This window comes from Citrifermentans bremense R1 (genome assembly GCF_000426865.1).
In the GTDB taxonomy this organism is placed as follows: domain Bacteria; phylum Desulfobacterota; class Desulfuromonadia; order Geobacterales; family Geobacteraceae; genus Geomonas; species Geomonas bremensis.
This window is the reverse complement of the sequence record NZ_AUGE01000010.1, coordinates 81110-97754: the sequence shown is the minus strand read 5'-3', so window position 1 is coordinate 97754 and position 16645 is coordinate 81110. Positions and strand designations below refer to the sequence as shown.

Sequence of the window (16645 nt, the reverse complement as noted above, 5' to 3'; positions counted from 1 at the left end):
GGGAGCAGCATATGTGCACCAAGATTCTCATCGTCAAACTAGGCTATTCCGAAACCCTCGACCCGGAGATCGGGAGGGTGCCGAGCCTGGGCGACGTGCTAAGGACCACGCCGATCCTCAGGGCTCTGAAGGAAAAATACCCCGACTCCCACATCACCTGGCTGGTGACGGAGCACGCCGAACAGCTGCTGCTCGGAAACAGCCTGATCGACAGGATCATGGTCTGGGACGGCTTCGTCCCCTTCCAGCTCATGAAAGAAAAATTCGACGTACTGATCAACCTGGAGAAGATCGCCGGCGTCTGCGCCCTTTCCGACATGATCGACGCCTGGGTTAAGTACGGCTTCCGCTTCGACAGCAACACGGGGTGCTACCACGGTTACGAAAAGGGGCTCGACTTCATCAGCTACATCGAGGGAAAGAAGTCGGACAAGAACAAGGGGTATTGGCAGCAGGTGCTGATCCAGATGCTCGGCGTCCCCTGGAACGAGCAGGAGTACATGGTCGGCTACACGCCGAAGTCCGAGATCGCCTACGATTTCGGCTTCAATTACGAGGTGGGCTCGAAATGGCCGTACAAGGCGCTCCCGATGGAAACCTGGAAGGAGCTGGAACAGCGCCTGGTGGCGGCGGGCTACTCCGTCTCCTGGCAGCAGGGTAACAAGAACCTCTACCAATACATGGACTGGATCCACTCCTGCCGGACGATCATCTCCAACGACAGCCTCGGGCTCCACCTCGCCTTCGCTTTCCGCAAGAAGGTGCTCGGGGTGTTCGGCCCCACCGACCCCAACGAGGTCTACTTCTACAACGGCTGCAGGGTGATCCGGTCCCCGGTCGGCTGCGAACAGATGCCGTGCGGCGCCCCTAAGTGCCAGAGCGGCCAGTATTGCATGACCCACATCACCTGCGACAGCATCGAAAAAGCGGCCAGAGAGCTCTTGCCGTCCTCCCAGGAGAGCTAGGATGCACCCTATTGCCGAGAAAGCCACCCAGATCCGCAGGACCATCGTCGAGATGGCGAACCGGACCAAAAGCCCCCATGTCGGCTCCTGCCTTTCCTGCGCCGACATCCTCGCCACCCTCTACTTCAACGAACTGCGGCTAGACCCCTGGGAAGAACGGGACATCTGCATCCTGAGCAAGGGGCACGCCGCCATGGCGCTCTACAGCACTCTCGCCGCCCGCGGGATCCTCACCGACAAGGACATCCTCGGCTACTACCAAAACGGCGGCACGCTCCCGGCACACTTGGACCGCTGCAAGGGAAAAGGGGTCGAGGTCTCTTCCGGGTCTCTGGGGCACGGCTTCAACATGGGGCTCGGCATAGCCTACGGCTTCAAGAAGCAGCAAAGCGGCCGCCGCGTCTTCGCCGTCGTCGGGGACGGGGAATCCCAGGAAGGATCGATCTGGGAGGGGGCCCTCTTCGCCCCCAAGCTCGGCCTGGACAACTTCACCGTCATCATCGACAGAAACAACCTGCAGGGTTACGGCAGGCCGACCGAGATCTGCTCCTGCGAGCCGATGCGTGAGAAGTGGGAGGCCTTCGGCTGGAACGCCTGCGAGGTGAACGGCCACGACCACGACGCCCTCAAGTTCGCGCTGGCGCGGGAGAGCCACGGCAGGCCCAAGGTGATCATCGCCAACACCTTCAAGGGGAAAGGGGTTTCCTTCATGGAAGACCAACTCGTTTGGCACTATTTCATCGTCACCGACGAACACCTGAAGACCGCAATGGAAGAGCTGGCATGAGAAATAACTTCATAAACACCATAATCGAGGCGTGCGGCTCGCGCGACGACATCTTCATCATCAGCGGGGACGCGGGGCTGGGGGTCTTCGACCAGTTCAAGGAGGAGTACCCGGACCGCTTCCTGAACCTGGGGGTCGCGGAGCAGAACATGATCAGCTTCGCCGCCGGGCTCTCCATCACCGGGTACAAGGTGGTCCTCTACAACATCATCCCCTTCGTCCTGTACCGCTGCTTCGAGCAGGTCCGCAACGACATCTGCTACCAGGACCTCCCGCTGGTGCTCACCGGGATCGGCAGCGGCGTGACCTACGCCCCCATGGGGATGACCCACTACTCCGTCGAGGATATCGGCATAGCGAGGACGCTGCCCAACCTGACCGTCATCTCCCCCATCGACCCGGTGGAGGCGCGCGCCGCGGCCCGCTTCGCGCTCGACGCCAAGGCCCCGGTGTACGTCCGCCTGGCCAAGCGGGGCGAGCCAGACGTGCACCGGCAGGAGCTTGCCGACCTCACCAAGCCGCAGCTTCTGGCGGAGGGGTCCGAGGTCGCGCTCATCTGCCACGGGTCGATCATCGACGAGGTGCTCCGGGCCCGGGAGGAGCTGGAGCGTGAGGGGGTGAGGCCGATGGTCGTCTCGCTCCCCATGCTGCAGCCCCTGGACCAGGAGGCGCTGCTCCGGCTCCTCGCCCCGGTAAAGCGCGTCGTCTGCGTGGAGGAACACTACGCAAGCTGCGGGCTGGGGAACATCCTCGCCGAGCTGAAGGCGGAGCATGAGCCCGGCTGGAAACTGAAGCGGCTAGGGATCCCCCCCCACTTCATCCACGAGGTGCGCGATACCCAGGGGATGAGGAAGGAGTTCGGTATTTCGGCCGGGGCGATAGCGGAGGCGGTGCGGCGGCACCGGGGAGAGTAGCCATGGGAGAACTCAGGAACTTCTTCACCCCCCTGCACCGGAAGACCTCCCGCAACTACGTGGAGCGGATGCTCGACGACAAGGTTGCCTGCATGCAGGTCGCCAAGGAGTACGGCGCAAGGTTCTGGGACGGCGACCGCAGGTACGGCTACGGTGGTTACCGCTACGACGGCCGCTGGGAAGCCGTGGCGAGACAGCTGATCGACAGCTACGGCCTCACCGAGAAGGCGAAGATCCTGGACGTCGGCTGCGGCAAAGGGTTCCTGCTCCACGAACTGAAGCGGCTTTTGCCCGGCGCCACCGTCGCCGGCTTCGACTGCTCCCCCTACGCGCTGGAGAACGCCAAGGAAGAAGTCCGCGGAAACTTGTTCCAGCATCGGGCGCAGGAGCCTTACCCGTACGGCGACAAGGAGTTCGACCTCACCATCTCGCTCACCACGCTGCATAACCTGGAGCTCTTCGACCTGAAGCCGGCGCTGGCAGAGATCGAGCGGGTGTCAAAGCGGGCCTACATCACCGTGGAAGGGTACCGGAACGAACAGGAACTCTTCAACCTTCAGTGCTGGGCGCTCACCTGCGCCTCCTTCTACACCCCCAAAGCATGGGTCTGGCTCTTCGAAGAGTTCGGGTACCGCGGGGATTACGAGTTCATCTACTTCGAGTAAACCAGGGACCGACATGGGACTTCTCTACACCGATAAAAAAATCTTCCACTACACGGACAAAATCGATTCGCTGCCGCGGGAAACGGGCCGGATACTTCCCCCCTTGCACATCCGGATCAAGCCGACCAACGCCTGCAACCACAACTGCTCCTACTGCGCCTACCGCTCCGACGACCTCCAACTGGGCAAGGACATGGACGTAAGGGATTCCATCCCGCGGGAAAAGATGATGGAGATCCTGGACGACGTCATCGAAATGGGGGTGAAGGCGGTCACCTTCAGCGGCGGCGGGGAGCCTTTCTGCTATCCGCACCTGCTCGACTGCGTCAAGAAGCTCGCCGCAAGCCCGGTCAAGTTCGCCTCCCTGACCAACGGGGCCAGGCTCACCGGAGAGGTGGCGGAAGTTTTCGCCCATCACGCAACCTGGCTCAGGGTCTCCATGGACGGCTGGGACGACAAGAGCTACATGGAGTACCGCCGCTGCCCCGACGGCGAATTCAGCAGGATCGTCGAGAACATGCGCAGCTTCAAGAAGATGTCGAACCACTGCTATCTCGGGGTCTCTCTCATCGTGGACCGCAAGAACGCGGCGCACGTTTACGACACCATCAGCTGCATGAAGGATATCGGCGTGGACAGCGTCAAGATCTCTCCCTGCGTGGTCAGCAACCTCGGCAGCGAGAACGACGCCTACCACGGGACCATATTCGACTCGGTGAAGGAGCAGGCGCAGGAAGCGCTGAGCACGCTGGCCGGCGAGGGATTCGAGGTATTCGATTCCTACCACGCCCTCGACGAGAAGTTCGCCAAGGAGTACCAATGGTGCCCCTACCTGCAGGTTCTCACCGTGATAGGCGCGGACCAGAAGGTGTACTCATGCCAGGACAAGGCCTACAACCTTGCCGAGGGGCTCATCGGCAGCATCGAGTCGCGGCGCTTCAAGGATTTCTGGTTCACCGACAAGGAGAAGTTCTTCTGCGTCAATCCTTCGCAAGTCTGCAACCATCACTGCGTCTCCAACCACAAGAACAAGATGCTTTTGGAGTATCTTGAGGCGGACAGGGAGCACCTGGGGTTCGTGTAACAGCAATGGGAACGGAGGGGACCGGAAAATTCACCCCGGCAGGCGTAACGGAGGAAGGATGATTGAGTTGAAACTGAGGGTGGTGAACGACGAGGTGCTCTACTCCGCCGACCCGGTCACCCGGGTCGCCTCGCGGGACATCGAGACCCTCGTGGCGCGTGCCCTTGCCACTCCCCGCAAGCGCGCCAGGCTCTGCACCCACAAGGACGAACAGGATCCGCTCCACGAGATGCTGATCGTCCACACCCAGGAGACTTACGTGCGGCCCCACCTGCACAAGAACAAGCCGGAGTCCCTCTACATCATGAAGGGGGAGGCGGCGCTCATCCTCTTCTCGGAGGACGGGAGCATCAGGCAGTGGACCGAGATGGGGGAGTACGCCTCCGGCAAACCCTTTTACTGCCGCATCGCGGACCCCGTCTACCACATGCTCCTGATCCGCTCGCCGGTAATGGTGTTCCACGAGGTGACCCAGGGCCCGTTCCGGCCGCAAGACACCAAGTTCGCCCCCTGGTCCCCGGACGGCTCCACCCCGGGCGAGGTGGCCCGGTTTCTGGAGCGGATCCAGCTAGGGCAGCAAAAATCCAACCAAGGCGGTTTTGACCGATGACCTCCAACTTCTACCGACGCGACACCTGCCGGCTCTGCTCGGGCAAGGACCTCATGCGGGTGCTCCCGCTCTCCCCCTCCGCGCTCTGCGACGCCTACATCACCAAGGAGCATCTCCACGAGACGCAGGAGCTTTTCCCGCTCGAGCTCTTCATGTGCCGGGAATGCGGCTACGTCTTTCTCCCCTACGTGGTGGACCCCGAGGTGATCTACCGCGACTACATCTACGTCTCCACGAGCTCCATGGGGCTAGCCGACCACTTCGGGAAGTACGCGGCGCATGTGCACGGCAGGCTCAAACTTGCCGCCGGCGACCTCGCCGTCGACATCGGGAGCAACGACGGCACGCTTTTGCAGGCCTTCAAGAAGCTGGGGATGCAGGTGCTGGGGGTCGAGCCGGCCCGCGAGATCGCCAAAAGCGCAACCGACAGGGGGGTACTGACCCTACCGGAATTCTTCGACACCCCGCTCGCCGTCAAGATGGCGCGGGAGCACGGCAAGGCGTCGCTCATCACCATCAACAACCTCTTTGCCAACATCGACGACCTGCAGGAGGTGACCCGCGGCGTCTCGGAGCTTCTGGCGCCGGAGGGAGTGCTGGTCATCGAGTCCTCGTACCTTGCCGACATGATCCAAAACATGGTCTTTGACTTCGCCTACCACGAGCACCTCTCCTACTTCTCGCTGAAGCCGCTGGTCTCTTTCTTCCGTCGTTTCGGGCTGGAGGTCTTCGACGTCGAGCGGGTCGGCACCAAGGGGGGGTCGATGCGCTACTACGTCAGGAAGGCGGGGGGCAAAAGGGAGGTCTCGTCGGCCGTGGCGGAGCTGCTCGGCTACGAAGAGCGGCTCGGGCTCTACGGAGAGGAGCTTTACCTGAAGTTCCGGGAGCGGATCGACGACTGCAAAAAGGAGCTGATAGAGCTGCTGCAGCGCCTGAAGTCCGAAGGGAAGTCGATCGCGGCCTACGGCGGCTCGGCAACCTCGACCACGCTCATCTACCATTTCGGGCTGGCCCCGTTCCTCGAGTACATCGTCGACGACAACCCCGCGAAACAGCACACCTACAGCCCGGGTTACCACATCCCGGTGCTTCCCTCCGCTGAGCTTTACAACAGGAAGCCGGACTGCACGGTGGTGCTCGCCTGGCGCTACTGCGAGCCGATCATCGCGAAACATAAGGCCTATCTGGACGGCGGTGGGCGCTTTTTGGTGCCTATCCCCCGAATGCGCATCATCGATTCGGCCGCTGCCGGGTCCGGCAGTGCGAACTGAGGTGTCCATGGGCGGGGCAGAGCACTTTATGGTGGTCGGCGGCACCAGGGGAATCGGAAAGGTGCTGGTCGAGAGGCTGGTGCAGCGAGGAGACACCGTCACGGTCCTGACCAGGAAACCGGGGGGGAACAAGCCCGTTGAGGGCGTTTTCTATTTCCGAGCGGACCTCGCTGTGCCGGACGAGCTCCCCGGACGCTGTGCCGAACTGGTCAGCTCGGCAGGGAAACCGGACCACATGGTCTGCCTGCAGCGCTACCGGGAACAAGGGGACGACTGGAGCGGCGAGTTCGCAGTCTCGGTAACTTCCAACAAGGTACTGCTCGACTTCTTCGCCGGGAATTGCACCGCGAACGGGAAGAACAGCGTCGTCCTGGCCAACTCCATCGCGGCCAGCCACGTGGTGGAAACGCAGCCGCTCAGCTACCACACCGCCAAGGCCGCCGTGGATCAGATGATACGCTACTATGCGGTGCGACTCGGACCGCTGGGAATCCGGGTGAACGGTGTGGCGCCGGGGACGGTGCTTAAACCCGAATCCCGGCATCACTTCCTGGAAAACCCCTCGCTGCAGCAGCTGTACCGGGAGATGACCCCGCTGCGACGCATGGGAACGGCCTCCGAAGTGTCGGACGTCATCGAATTCCTGACCGGCCCTAACTCCTCTTTCCTCACCGGCCAGACCCTGATCGTAGACGGGGGGCTTTCCCTGCAGTGGCAGGAGTCTCTTTCACTGCGGCTTACCGCCGCTCAACCTCAACAGGGGCAATAGAGACCATGAGCGACCTCGAAACAAACAGATGCAGGATTTGCGGCGGCACTGAGTGCGGCGTATTGATGGACTTCGGCCCGCGCCCGATCACCAAGCGCCTGCTCCCCACCCCGGACGCCAGTGGGGAGTTCACCCACCACATAAAGCTGGACATCTGTCACACCTGCGGCTTCGTGCAGATACTCGACACGGTACCGGAACGGGAGTTGTACTCCGAATACGCCCTGCAGAGCACCTGGAAGCCGCAGCCGCACTTTCTGGACGAGATCGCCAAGCTGAAAGAGTTCGCAGCGCTTGCCCCGGCAGACTTCATCATGGAGATAGGGTGCAACGACGGTAGCGCTTTGCTGTCGCTTCGGGAACAGGGGATGGTCAAGGTGCTGGGGGTCGAGCCCTCCTCGGACGTCGCGGCCATTGCGAAATCCCGTGGCTTCGACGTGATCAACGACTTCTTCAACACCGAGCGGGCCGAAGCGGTGGTCTCAGGCCACGGCCTGTGCGACCTCTTGATCTGCCGGCAGGTGCTCGAGCATGTGGCCTACTTGGACGATTTCATGCTCGCCATCCGTGCGGTGCTCAAAGAAGGGGGGCATCTGATGTTGGAGGTCCCGGATTTCAACGTCCCCTTGCAGTACGGTGATGTCAGCGCGATCTGGGAGGAGCATGTCAACTACTTCACCGAGGAGAGCCTCCGCTTTCTCCTGCTCAAGCATGGCTTCACCCCCGTCCACACCTGCAGGTACGACTTCTCCGGCGGGGCACTCACCATCATTGCCCGCAAGGGTTACCGCCCGACAACCCCACCAACTCCCCCCAGGGAGTTCGCTTCGAACACCATGTTCGCCCAGCGGGCGGCGCAGTCGGCAGCGGTCGTAGCCGCCTTTTTACAGCAGCAAGGCTACAGCCCGAGGGAGGTCGCCATCTACGGAGCCGGAAACCGCGCCGTCATCCTGCTGAACCGTTTCCTAGGCGACTTGGTCGGCCTGGTGGTGGACGACCAGCCAGAGAAACAGGGGCGCTTCCTGCCGCAATCGGGCAAGAGGGTGCACCCTTCAGACTCGCTGGTCAAAAGCGGCATCAAGGTCTGCCTGCTTGCCGTGAACGCGGAAAACGAGGAGGCGGTAATCCGCCGCAACAAAACGTTCCTCGACCAAGGCGGCAGTTTTTTCTCCGTCCTTTCACCCAGCAGGTACCTGATCCGATAGGAGCCTCACATGGATAACGCTTTCCTCGCACACTACCGCCAGCACAAGATCTCGCCGGTACGCCAGAACCTCGACGACCTCGACAGGCACTTCGGTCGAAGGCTTGGGCTCTACCGCCAACTGGGGATACTGCCGCCGCTGGTGACCGGTCGCCGGGTGATCGAGGTCGGTCCGGGAAGCGGGCACAACGCGCTTGTTACCGCGAGGCTCGCCCCCTCTCGCTACGTCCTCGTTGAGCCGAACGAGACCGGCTGCCAGGACATTATGGAGACCTTCGCAAGCCACGGCCTCGACCTTTCCCGGATAGAGCTGGTCAACTCCCTGCTCGAGCAGTACCAGTCGGATCAGGGATTCGACCTGATCCTGTGCGAGGGGCTGATACCCGGGCTAGGCAACAAGATGGAACTGTTGTCCCACCTGGACCGGCTGCTGAACCTCAATGGCGTAGTTGTCGTCACCTGCGCCGACGAAATCTCGATGTTCTACGAGATCGTGCGCATTTTCTTCGCACACAGGCTATCCCGGCACCTGTCGAGCTTCCCGGAGAAGATCTCGCTGCTGTCGACAGTCTTCGAGCCCCACCTGAAGAGCATCCCCGGCTTCGGCCGTCTTATCGGGGATTGGTGCTCCGACTCCCTTTTCGGGGGGGCGCACTTCAACTACGATTTTTCCATCAAGAACTGTATCTCCTTCTTCTCCGGACTCGGATACCACTACTACCACTGCTCACCCGACCTCTTCACCGAGTACACCTGGTACAAGGCGGTTCCCACCGGCCACCAACCTTTCAACGAGCTCTACATCGAGCAGTTCGACCGTATCAAGCACAACCTGATGCTGTATACCGAGGTTGCTCCCGCCAGGCCTGCCGCGCGCAACGAGGAGTTGCTGGAACTCTGCCGCGCGGTCATGCAGCTGGTGCAACAAAGTCTCAAGGATGATGCAGATCGGCAGGACCAGCCGCTCATTGCCGCTTTGGAGGGGATCTTGGAAAACGTGTCCGACCTGGGGGAAGGCTTCGCCAGACCGCTGCGGGATATCGCGACCCTGATCAGGAACCGGGAATTCTCCGTTCAAGGCGTCTCGACCAAGTACCCGGCCTTCGCTCATGCTTTCGGGCGCGGGCAGCAGTATGTCTCGCTGGTGAAAACCGGCAGGGGCTAGGGAGAGGGGCAAGACCTTATGCCGAAACAGAACGTTTTCTACATCCTCCCCCACATCGACAGGATCGGCGAACTGGCGAACCAGATGTTCGTGCTGAGGAACCTGTTCCCGGAGCAGGATAACAACCTCGTCATCATAACCTTCTCCCCGCAAGCCAAGCCGAAGACCAACTTAGCCCTCTTTCAGGTGGCGACCCGCGGGCTCGAAGTCCGCACCACCGTCGACGAGGGCCTGCTCTGGAGCTGTTACAACGACCAGAACGCCAACGACATCATCAAATCGGAGCAGGGCGATATCATGGTCCTGCTAAGCTGCGGGCAGCTCCGCCACCGATACTACCAGGAGTTCACCTTGCGCACCCCGCTCTACCATTTTTCGCTGAGTGACGCCGAGGTGGAGGCAGGTGCTGCATTGCGTCACTCGTTCGGCATTCCGCTGCAGGCCAAAGTGATCACCTTCCACGTGCGCGACGGCGCATGCTTCGGAGCCGGCGGCAACGACAGCTACCGCAATGCCCACATTATCAATTACCTCCCGGCCATCTCCCACCTGATGGATTCGGGGTTCCACGTGGTCCGGCTCGGCGACTCCACCATGGCGCCGCTCCCCATCACCCACCCTCAGCTGCACGATGCCCCGCACCATCCGGCCTATTCGCCGCTGGTGGAACCGTACTTCATTGCCAGCAGCAGCTTCTTCCTCGGGACGCCTTCGGGTCCGCTGGACATAGCCCATGGGTTCAATGTGCCGGCGCTGGTCACCGACGCGCCGATACAGAGCGCCATCTGGGGGTACGACCGAGACCTTTTCGTATTCAAAAAGTACTATTCGGAGCATCTGGGACGCGCGCTGAGCTATGGCGAGGTGCTGATGTCGCCGTCATTGCACTATTTCCGGGACCGCCTTTTCAGCGAGTCCGGGATCTCCTTGGTGAATAACACGGCCAAGGAGATCCTGGCTGCGACGGTAGAAATGCAGCAGCGCCTGGCTGGGGAGTACCCCTACCTGCCGGAGGCGGAGCGGGCCAACAGGCTGCGCCGCAACCTGGAAAATCAGTGCGACATTTTGCGCCAGCACACGGTAAGCGAGGACAGCATACCCTATACCCCGATGTATCCTTTCTCCCGGTGCCATGCGCAGATTAGCTGCGAGTACGCGAGGCTCAACCCGTGGTTTTTCGGGCACCGCTGGCCTGAGGTGCGGAGTTGGGGGTGGGAGCCCGAGTTGGTAGCCCTTTAGCACCTTTAAATCACCATTTAAAAGAAGGCGGCAAACATGGACATCCTGATGGTGGTTCCTAAGTACGAGCGATCCTTTCTCGATCCCTATTACTGCTTCCCGCTCGGGTTGGCCTACATCTCCTCCACGTTGAAGCACAACGGGCACGACGTGGACGTACTGAACCTAAACAGCTACTACGGCTACATCCAAGACCGGGACTGGGCGCCGGTCAGGATGCTTATGGAAAGGGCCATCAGAAAAAAGGAGTACGACGTCGTCTGCACCGGAGGGCTCTCACCGGACTTCGACCATGTCCAGGCGATAGTGGCAGCTGCCAAGGCGCTAGACCCGGCGCTGGTCACCGTGGTGGGAGGGGGGCTGATCAGCAGCCTGCCGGACTGCGTATTGGAACCGCTCGGGGCGGATTTCGGCATCGTAGGCGAGGGCGAGGAGACCATTATCGAACTGCTGCATGCACTGCAGCAGGGGGAAACCTATCCGGCTTCCGTCGCCGGACTCGTCCACTTGGACCGGTCCGGCAAGGCTGTGGTCAACAAGCCCCGCATTTCCTGCAACGATCTCAACACCATGCCGTTCCCGGACTACGAGGGGTTCGACCTCGAAGGGCATCTCTGCTCGCAGATGCCGACAGACCACCACTTCTGGTACCCGTACGACAACCCCAGGTGCGTCCCCATCGTCGCCAGCAGATCCTGCGTCCACAGATGCACCTTCTGCTACCACCCCGCAGGCCAGAAATACCGCCAGCGGACGCTGGACTCGGTATTCTCCGAGATCGATTATCTCATCGCCAACTACCGGATAAACATGGTCAACCTGTGGGACGAATTGCTGGGGGCAAATAAGCAGCGTTTGGTGGAGTTCAGCGAGAGAATCGCGAGTTACGGGATACGCTGGGCCTGCCAGCTTCACTTAAGCAACATCGACCCGGACCTGCTGGCCCTCATGAAGCGCTCCGGCTGCATGCTGCTCAGCTACGGCCTTGAAAGCGCCAGCGAGCCTGTACTGCAGAGCATGCAGAAAAAGCTCACCGTCCCGGTAATGGAAACAGGCCTGAAGGCGAGTTACGAGGCAGGGCTTCAGGTGCAGGGGAACTTCATCTTCGGAGACAAGGGGGAAACCCTGGATACCGCCCTGGAAACCATGAACTGGTGGATCAACCACAAGCAGTATCAGATCAACCTGGCGCGGGTCATCCCGTACCCGGGGTCGGAACTGTTCAACCATGCCTGCTCGACCGGCCTGGTCCCCGACAAGATCGCCGCCCTCAAAGACGAATGCCGCCACCTGCACAGCATCAACCTCTCAAGCATGACGGAGAAGGAATCGGACTACATCGACTACCTGACCGGACTCTACACCAGAACCATCGGCAGGATCCCGGCACGCGTCCTGGCGGCACGAAAGAGTGGGGTATCCCCGACCAGGGGTCCTATTTATTCCCTCACCATAACGTGCCCCCGCTGTGACCGCAGCTATACCGCAAACAACATGCACGTAAAGACGAACCCGTGGGCAAAGTCGATGCTCAGGGTACGGCTGGGATGCCGGGAATGCGGCCAGCGCTACGACATCTTCCCTTTCGAGCTAGAAGAGAAGATTCTCGACACGCTGCACGCGAAGGACAAGGCTGCCACGGTGGCTATCTTCAAGTCCGACGACAAGGCGGAATTCCTGCTGCAAAACAGCATCAACATCAAGGAGCGCACCCGCTTCCTGATCGAGGACGACTTCAGCAGGCTGCCGCTGCATAAAGAGGGTGCGCAGGTGATCCAGCTCTTTAATAGGATCGGGCTGGTCGAGAAGGGGGTCGACATCGTCATCTTGACCTCGAAACCGGCGCCCGCCGCGGCTCGAGAACTGTCCCGCCTCCAAGAACTGGGGGTCTCGCTGCTGGACGTCAGCGAGTTCTTCCCGGACAACATCGACCTGAAGGACGAGCAGCAGATCGTCTCCTACATGCAGGAGAAATTCAGCGAGGCCAACGCTGCCATGGCCGAAGGGAAGCCGGAGGCGGCCTTCTTCGAGATCCACAGCCTGATCGAGATGTTCCACGACTTCGCCCCCCTGCACAAGGCACTGGCCGAGGTGGCGTACAGCATGGGCGACTTGAATACGGCCCTCGACGCGGCCGGCACCGCCTCGTTGATGGCGCCCCAGGACCCGGCCATGGCCGAGCTGCTGCAAGCGATGACCGTCTCCTTACGCAGCAGGGAAATCGCCATGCTGAAATCCTGCTACGCAAGTCGGCAGGAGAAGGTGGTGATGGCGCATGCATAAGAAAAACGATTGCCAACCCCGCTGCATCGGGATCATCACCGCCCGGGGAGGTTCCAAGGGGCTCCCTAGGAAGAACGTCCTTCCCCTGGCGGGGAAACCGCTCATCGCCTGGTCCATCGAGCAGGCGCGACAGGCGGCCCTGCTGGAGCGGGTGATAGTCTCCACGGACGACGAGGAGATCGCAGCCGTGGCGCGCGCCCTCGGGGCGGAGGTCCCCTTCCTGCGGCCGGCAGAACTGGCCCGGGACGCCACACCGCACATCGACGTGATCGAGCACGCCCTCCTTTTCCTAGCCGACTCCGAGGGTTATCGCCCGGAGTACGTCTGCACCATCCAGCCCACCTCTCCGCTGCGCACCCCGGCCGACCTGGACCAGATGGTGTTGCTTGCCTACGAAAAGAGAGCCGACGCCGTGATAGCGGTCAGCGAGGCGCACGACCACCCGTATCTGGTTCGGAAGATGGACATGGACGGGCTGCTCTCCCCTTTCATGGAGGCGCCCATCCCCTACCTGCGGCGTCAGGACCTCCCGCCCGCCTACTTCGTCAACGGGGCCGGTTTCGTCAACCGCGTTTGCTCTCTGCTTGAAGAACGAACCTTCTACCCCCCTAACGGCTTCGGCTACGCAATGCCAATGGAACGCTCCTTGCAAATCGACACCAGACTGGATTTTGACCTGGTCGAATTCCTGCTGCTGCGGCGGCGGGAAAATCCGCGGGGAGGCTCTCATGACGGCAAAGACGGTTACATCTTTAAAGAAAATCCTTAACGCAGGAGAGGTGCTGTAATGCCGGTGCTCGAAATCGGCTCGCGCCGCATCGGCCCCGATTCCCCCCCCTTCGTCATCGCCGAGATCGGCATCAACCACGAGGGGGATATTGACAAGGCCGTTCAAATGATTGACGACGCGGCCGCTGCCGGATGCGAGTGCGCCAAGTTCCAGTCCCACGTCATTGAGGACGAGATGATCCCCAACGACGTGATACCTGGCAACGCCAAGGAGAGCATCTGGGACATCATGTCCCGCTGCGCCTTCTCCGAGGCGGAGGAGATCAGGGTCAAGCGCTACGTCGAGCAAAAGGGGATGATCTTCCTCTCCACCCCCTTCTCCCGGGCAGCCGCCAGGCGCCTGGAAGGGATGGGGGTCCCGGCCTACAAGATCGGCTCCGGGGAGTGCAACAACTACCCGCTCATAGCCGAGATCGCCTCCTACGGCAAGCCGGTGATCCTCAGCACCGGGATGAACGACCTTTGCTCCATCGCCCCGGCGGTAGAGATCCTGCGCGGGGCCGGCGTCCCCTACGCCCTGATGCACTGCACCTCGATGTACCCCACCCCCTACGACAAGGTCCGCCTGGGAGCACTCAAGGAACTCGGGGCTGCTTTTCCGGACGCGGTGCTGGGTCTCAGCGACCACTCGATCAGTAATTACACCTGCTTCGCAGCGGCGGCGCTCGGGGCATCCATCCTCGAAAAGCACTTCACTTCGGACAAGTCCTGGCCCGGCCCCGACGTACCCATCTCCATAGATCCCCGGGAGCTGCGGGAGCTCATAGAGGGAAGCCGCGCCATTCATGCGGCCCTCGGCGGGGGGAAGACCATCCTGGCCGAGGAGCAGCCGACCATCGACTTCGCCTACGCCTGCGTGGTGACCATCCGCGACGTCGCAGCCGGCGAAAGCTTCAGCTACGACAACATCTGGGTGAAACGCCCCGGAACCGGGGAAATCAAGGCGGTCGATTTCCAAAAGCTCATAGGCCGCCGCGCCGCCACCGCCATCCCCCGCGATGCGCAGATCAAGTGGCAAGACGTCGAACCCCACAAGTAACGAAACCATCCGCAGCGCCGCTGCCGAAAAAACAAAGAACTGGAGCAAAGGATCATGGGCTACGACCTGGCAAAGAACTTCGAATACGAAAACGGCTTCTACCTGACCGCACCCGTCAACCGGATCAGCAAGTTCGCCACGCACCTGGAGCTTTTCAGGCAGGTCGCTCACCTTTCCGGCGACATCGTGGAGTGCGGCGTCTTCAAGGGGACCTCCCTAAGCCGCTGGATCAAGTTCCGCTCCCTGTTCGGCAACTCCTTCAGCAAGAAGATCATCGCCTTCGACACCTTCGGGGAGTTCCCCGAGACCTCCTTCGAGCAGGACAAGAAAAAGAGGGAGCAGTTCATCCAGGAGGCCGGGAACCAGAGCATCGGCAAGGAGGAGCTGGTGGAAACGCTGACCAAGCTGCGCCTGTACGAGAACATCGACCTGGTGGCGGGGGACATCCTGGAAACAGTCCCAGCCTACACAAACGCCAACCCGCACCTGAAGCTCTCCCTGCTCCACATCGACGTCGACATCTACGAACCGACGCGAGTCGCGCTGGAGACCTTTTTCCCGCATGTGGTGCGCGGCGGCATCATCATCTTCGACGACTACGGGGCGTTCGCCGGGGCCAACAAGGCGATCGACGACTTCTTCGCCGGCAGCGACGTCCGTATCCTGAAGCTCCCTTATTCACACGCGATCTCCTACATGGTGAAGGCGTAGCCGAGGATTATCAATGGCAGCAAGAAAGATCGTTTTCATCAGCGGGACCCGCGCCGATTTCGGCAAAATCAAGCCGCTCATCGGTGAGATCGAGCGGCACGAAGGTTTTGAAGTCCACATCTTCGCGACCGGGATGCACATGCTCGCGCTCTACGGCTCCACCATTCACGAGGTGCGCAAGGCCGGGTTCCAGAACATCTTCCCTCACTTCAACCAGACCGGCGCCACCAGCCACCAGATGGACCTGGTGCTCGCCAACACCATCCAGGGGCTAAGCCTTTACGTGCGGGAACTGGCCCCCGACATGATCGTCGTGCACGGCGACCGGGTCGAAGCCCTGGCGGGGGCCATCGTCGGCTCGCTGAACAACATCCTGGTCGCCCACATCGAGGGGGGGGAACGCTCCGGCACCATCGACGACCTGATCCGCCACTCAGTCACCAAGCTGTCGCACCTACACTTCGTAGCCAACGAGGAGGCGAGGCGGCGCCTGATCCAGATGGGCGAGGAGGACGGCTCGGTGCACGTCATCGGCTCCCCCGACGTCGACATCATGCTTTCGGAGCACCTCCCGAGGATCGAGGAGGTGAAGAGGCATTATGGCATCCCCTTCGACGAGTATTTCATCTTCATGTACCACCCGGTCACCACGGAGCTGCACGGGCTGCGCGGAAGGATCAACGAGGTAGTCAAAGGTTTGACCGCCTCGGGGAAAAAATTCGTGGTGATCTACCCCAACAATGACGCGGGATCAGACACCATCCTCGAGGCGCTGAGCCCCTTGAAGGAACATCCCTGCTTCAGGGTCTTTCCCTCTATCAGGTTCGAGAACTTCCTGACGCTGCTGCAAAACGCCCGCGCCATCGTAGGGAACTCCAGCGCGGGGATCCGGGAGGCGCCGGTGTACGGCGTCCCCACCATCAACATCGGGTCGCGCCAGGCGCAGCGCTTCTGCGCCCCCTCCATCGTGAACATAGAGGAGAGCGCGAAGGAAGTGGAGGAGTCGCTGGCAAAGGTCTCCTCGCGTTTCCCGCAGTCGCTCCACTTCGGCAAGGGGAACAGCGCGCAGCTCTTTTCCGAGCACCTCCTGGACGAAAAGCTCTGGGAGGTCCGACGCCAGAAACAGTTCGTGGACCTGGGTTAACATCCG

At 61.3% G+C, this 16645-nt stretch carries 16 protein-coding genes; all 16 read left to right on the top strand.

Annotated elements, in window-relative coordinates; genetic code table 11:
- The first annotated feature begins 11 nt into the window (after positions 1–11).
- From K419_RS0108310 to neuC, 16 genes are read left to right on the top strand one after another with little or no spacing between them, the layout of a single operon-like run.
- Complete coding sequence (locus K419_RS0108310; protein ID WP_026841183.1) at positions 12–965, top strand: glycosyltransferase family 9 protein; 954 nt, start codon at positions 12–14, stop codon at positions 963–965.
- Between the two features lies 1 nt (position 966).
- Entirely contained in the window at positions 967–1752 is a 786-nt protein-coding gene (locus K419_RS0108305; protein ID WP_035497033.1) for a transketolase, read from the top strand.
- Complete coding sequence (locus K419_RS0108300; RefSeq protein WP_026841181.1) at positions 1749–2666, top strand: transketolase family protein; 918 nt, start codon at positions 1749–1751, stop codon at positions 2664–2666. The genes K419_RS0108305 and K419_RS0108300 overlap by 4 nt, the downstream gene beginning before the upstream one ends.
- A 2-nt stretch (positions 2667–2668) precedes the next feature.
- On the top strand, positions 2669–3331 hold the full coding sequence (locus K419_RS0108295) for a class I SAM-dependent methyltransferase (RefSeq protein WP_026841180.1): 663 nt from the start codon (positions 2669–2671) through the stop codon (positions 3329–3331).
- Positions 3332–3344: 13 nt separating this feature from the next.
- Entirely contained in the window at positions 3345–4415 is a 1071-nt protein-coding gene (locus K419_RS0108290; RefSeq protein WP_026841179.1) for a radical SAM protein, read from the top strand.
- 58 nt (positions 4416–4473) lie between these two features.
- On the top strand, positions 4474–5025 hold the full coding sequence (locus K419_RS0108285; protein ID WP_035497031.1) for a WbuC family cupin fold metalloprotein: 552 nt from the start codon (positions 4474–4476) through the stop codon (positions 5023–5025).
- Positions 5022–6296 (top strand): class I SAM-dependent methyltransferase, encoded by a 1275-nt coding sequence (locus tag K419_RS0108280; protein ID WP_026841177.1) that lies wholly within the window; start codon positions 5022–5024, stop codon positions 6294–6296. Before K419_RS0108285 ends, K419_RS0108280 begins: the two co-directional genes overlap by 4 nt.
- A 7-nt stretch (positions 6297–6303) precedes the next feature.
- On the top strand, positions 6304–7065 hold the full coding sequence (locus K419_RS21790; RefSeq protein WP_051292927.1) for an SDR family NAD(P)-dependent oxidoreductase: 762 nt from the start codon (positions 6304–6306) through the stop codon (positions 7063–7065).
- Positions 7066–7070: 5 nt separating this feature from the next.
- On the top strand, positions 7071–8270 hold the full coding sequence (locus K419_RS21785; protein WP_084154158.1) for a class I SAM-dependent methyltransferase: 1200 nt from the start codon (positions 7071–7073) through the stop codon (positions 8268–8270).
- A gap of 9 nt (positions 8271–8279) precedes the next feature.
- On the top strand, positions 8280–9434 hold the full coding sequence (locus K419_RS0108265) for a class I SAM-dependent methyltransferase (protein ID WP_026841176.1): 1155 nt from the start codon (positions 8280–8282) through the stop codon (positions 9432–9434).
- 18 nt (positions 9435–9452) lie between these two features.
- Positions 9453–10673, top strand: coding sequence for a TIGR04372 family glycosyltransferase (locus K419_RS0108260; protein ID WP_026841175.1), 1221 nt, complete (start codon positions 9453–9455; stop codon positions 10671–10673).
- A 36-nt stretch (positions 10674–10709) separates the two neighbouring features.
- Entirely contained in the window at positions 10710–12956 is a 2247-nt protein-coding gene (locus tag K419_RS0108255; RefSeq protein WP_026841174.1) for a B12-binding domain-containing radical SAM protein, read from the top strand.
- Complete coding sequence (locus K419_RS21780; protein ID WP_084154156.1) at positions 12949–13725, top strand: acylneuraminate cytidylyltransferase family protein; 777 nt, start codon at positions 12949–12951, stop codon at positions 13723–13725. The genes K419_RS0108255 and K419_RS21780 overlap by 8 nt, the downstream gene beginning before the upstream one ends.
- An 18-nt stretch (positions 13726–13743) precedes the next feature.
- The gene (locus K419_RS0108245; RefSeq protein WP_026841173.1) at positions 13744–14784 is read left to right on the top strand and encodes an N-acetylneuraminate synthase family protein; all 1041 of its coding nucleotides are present in this window, start codon (positions 13744–13746) and stop codon (positions 14782–14784) included.
- A 54-nt stretch (positions 14785–14838) separates the two neighbouring features.
- The gene (locus tag K419_RS0108240) at positions 14839–15495 is read left to right on the top strand and encodes a TylF/MycF/NovP-related O-methyltransferase (protein ID WP_035497030.1); all 657 of its coding nucleotides are present in this window, start codon (positions 14839–14841) and stop codon (positions 15493–15495) included.
- Positions 15496–15508: 13 nt separating this feature from the next.
- Complete coding sequence (gene neuC, locus K419_RS0108235) at positions 15509–16639, top strand: UDP-N-acetylglucosamine 2-epimerase (RefSeq protein WP_026841171.1); 1131 nt, start codon at positions 15509–15511, stop codon at positions 16637–16639.
- The last annotated feature ends 6 nt before the right edge of the window (positions 16640–16645 follow it).

Coding starts and splice junctions, on each gene's coding strand:
- K419_RS0108310 (WP_026841183.1), top strand. CDS start 12: ATGTGCACCAAGATTCTCATCGTCAAACTAGGCTATTCCGAAACCCTC.
- K419_RS0108305 (WP_035497033.1), top strand. CDS start 967: ATGCACCCTATTGCCGAGAAAGCCACCCAGATCCGCAGGACCATCGTC.
- K419_RS0108300 (WP_026841181.1), top strand. CDS start 1,749: ATGAGAAATAACTTCATAAACACCATAATCGAGGCGTGCGGCTCGCGC.
- K419_RS0108295 (WP_026841180.1), top strand. CDS start 2,669: ATGGGAGAACTCAGGAACTTCTTCACCCCCCTGCACCGGAAGACCTCC.
- K419_RS0108290 (WP_026841179.1), top strand. CDS start 3,345: ATGGGACTTCTCTACACCGATAAAAAAATCTTCCACTACACGGACAAA.
- K419_RS0108285 (WP_035497031.1), top strand. CDS start 4,474: ATGATTGAGTTGAAACTGAGGGTGGTGAACGACGAGGTGCTCTACTCC.
- K419_RS0108280 (WP_026841177.1), top strand. CDS start 5,022: ATGACCTCCAACTTCTACCGACGCGACACCTGCCGGCTCTGCTCGGGC.
- K419_RS21790 (WP_051292927.1), top strand. CDS start 6,304: ATGGGCGGGGCAGAGCACTTTATGGTGGTCGGCGGCACCAGGGGAATC.
- K419_RS21785 (WP_084154158.1), top strand. CDS start 7,071: ATGAGCGACCTCGAAACAAACAGATGCAGGATTTGCGGCGGCACTGAG.
- K419_RS0108265 (WP_026841176.1), top strand. CDS start 8,280: ATGGATAACGCTTTCCTCGCACACTACCGCCAGCACAAGATCTCGCCG.
- K419_RS0108260 (WP_026841175.1), top strand. CDS start 9,453: ATGCCGAAACAGAACGTTTTCTACATCCTCCCCCACATCGACAGGATC.
- K419_RS0108255 (WP_026841174.1), top strand. CDS start 10,710: ATGGACATCCTGATGGTGGTTCCTAAGTACGAGCGATCCTTTCTCGAT.
- K419_RS21780 (WP_084154156.1), top strand. CDS start 12,949: ATGCATAAGAAAAACGATTGCCAACCCCGCTGCATCGGGATCATCACC.
- K419_RS0108245 (WP_026841173.1), top strand. CDS start 13,744: ATGCCGGTGCTCGAAATCGGCTCGCGCCGCATCGGCCCCGATTCCCCC.
- K419_RS0108240 (WP_035497030.1), top strand. CDS start 14,839: ATGGGCTACGACCTGGCAAAGAACTTCGAATACGAAAACGGCTTCTAC.
- neuC (WP_026841171.1), top strand. CDS start 15,509: ATGGCAGCAAGAAAGATCGTTTTCATCAGCGGGACCCGCGCCGATTTC.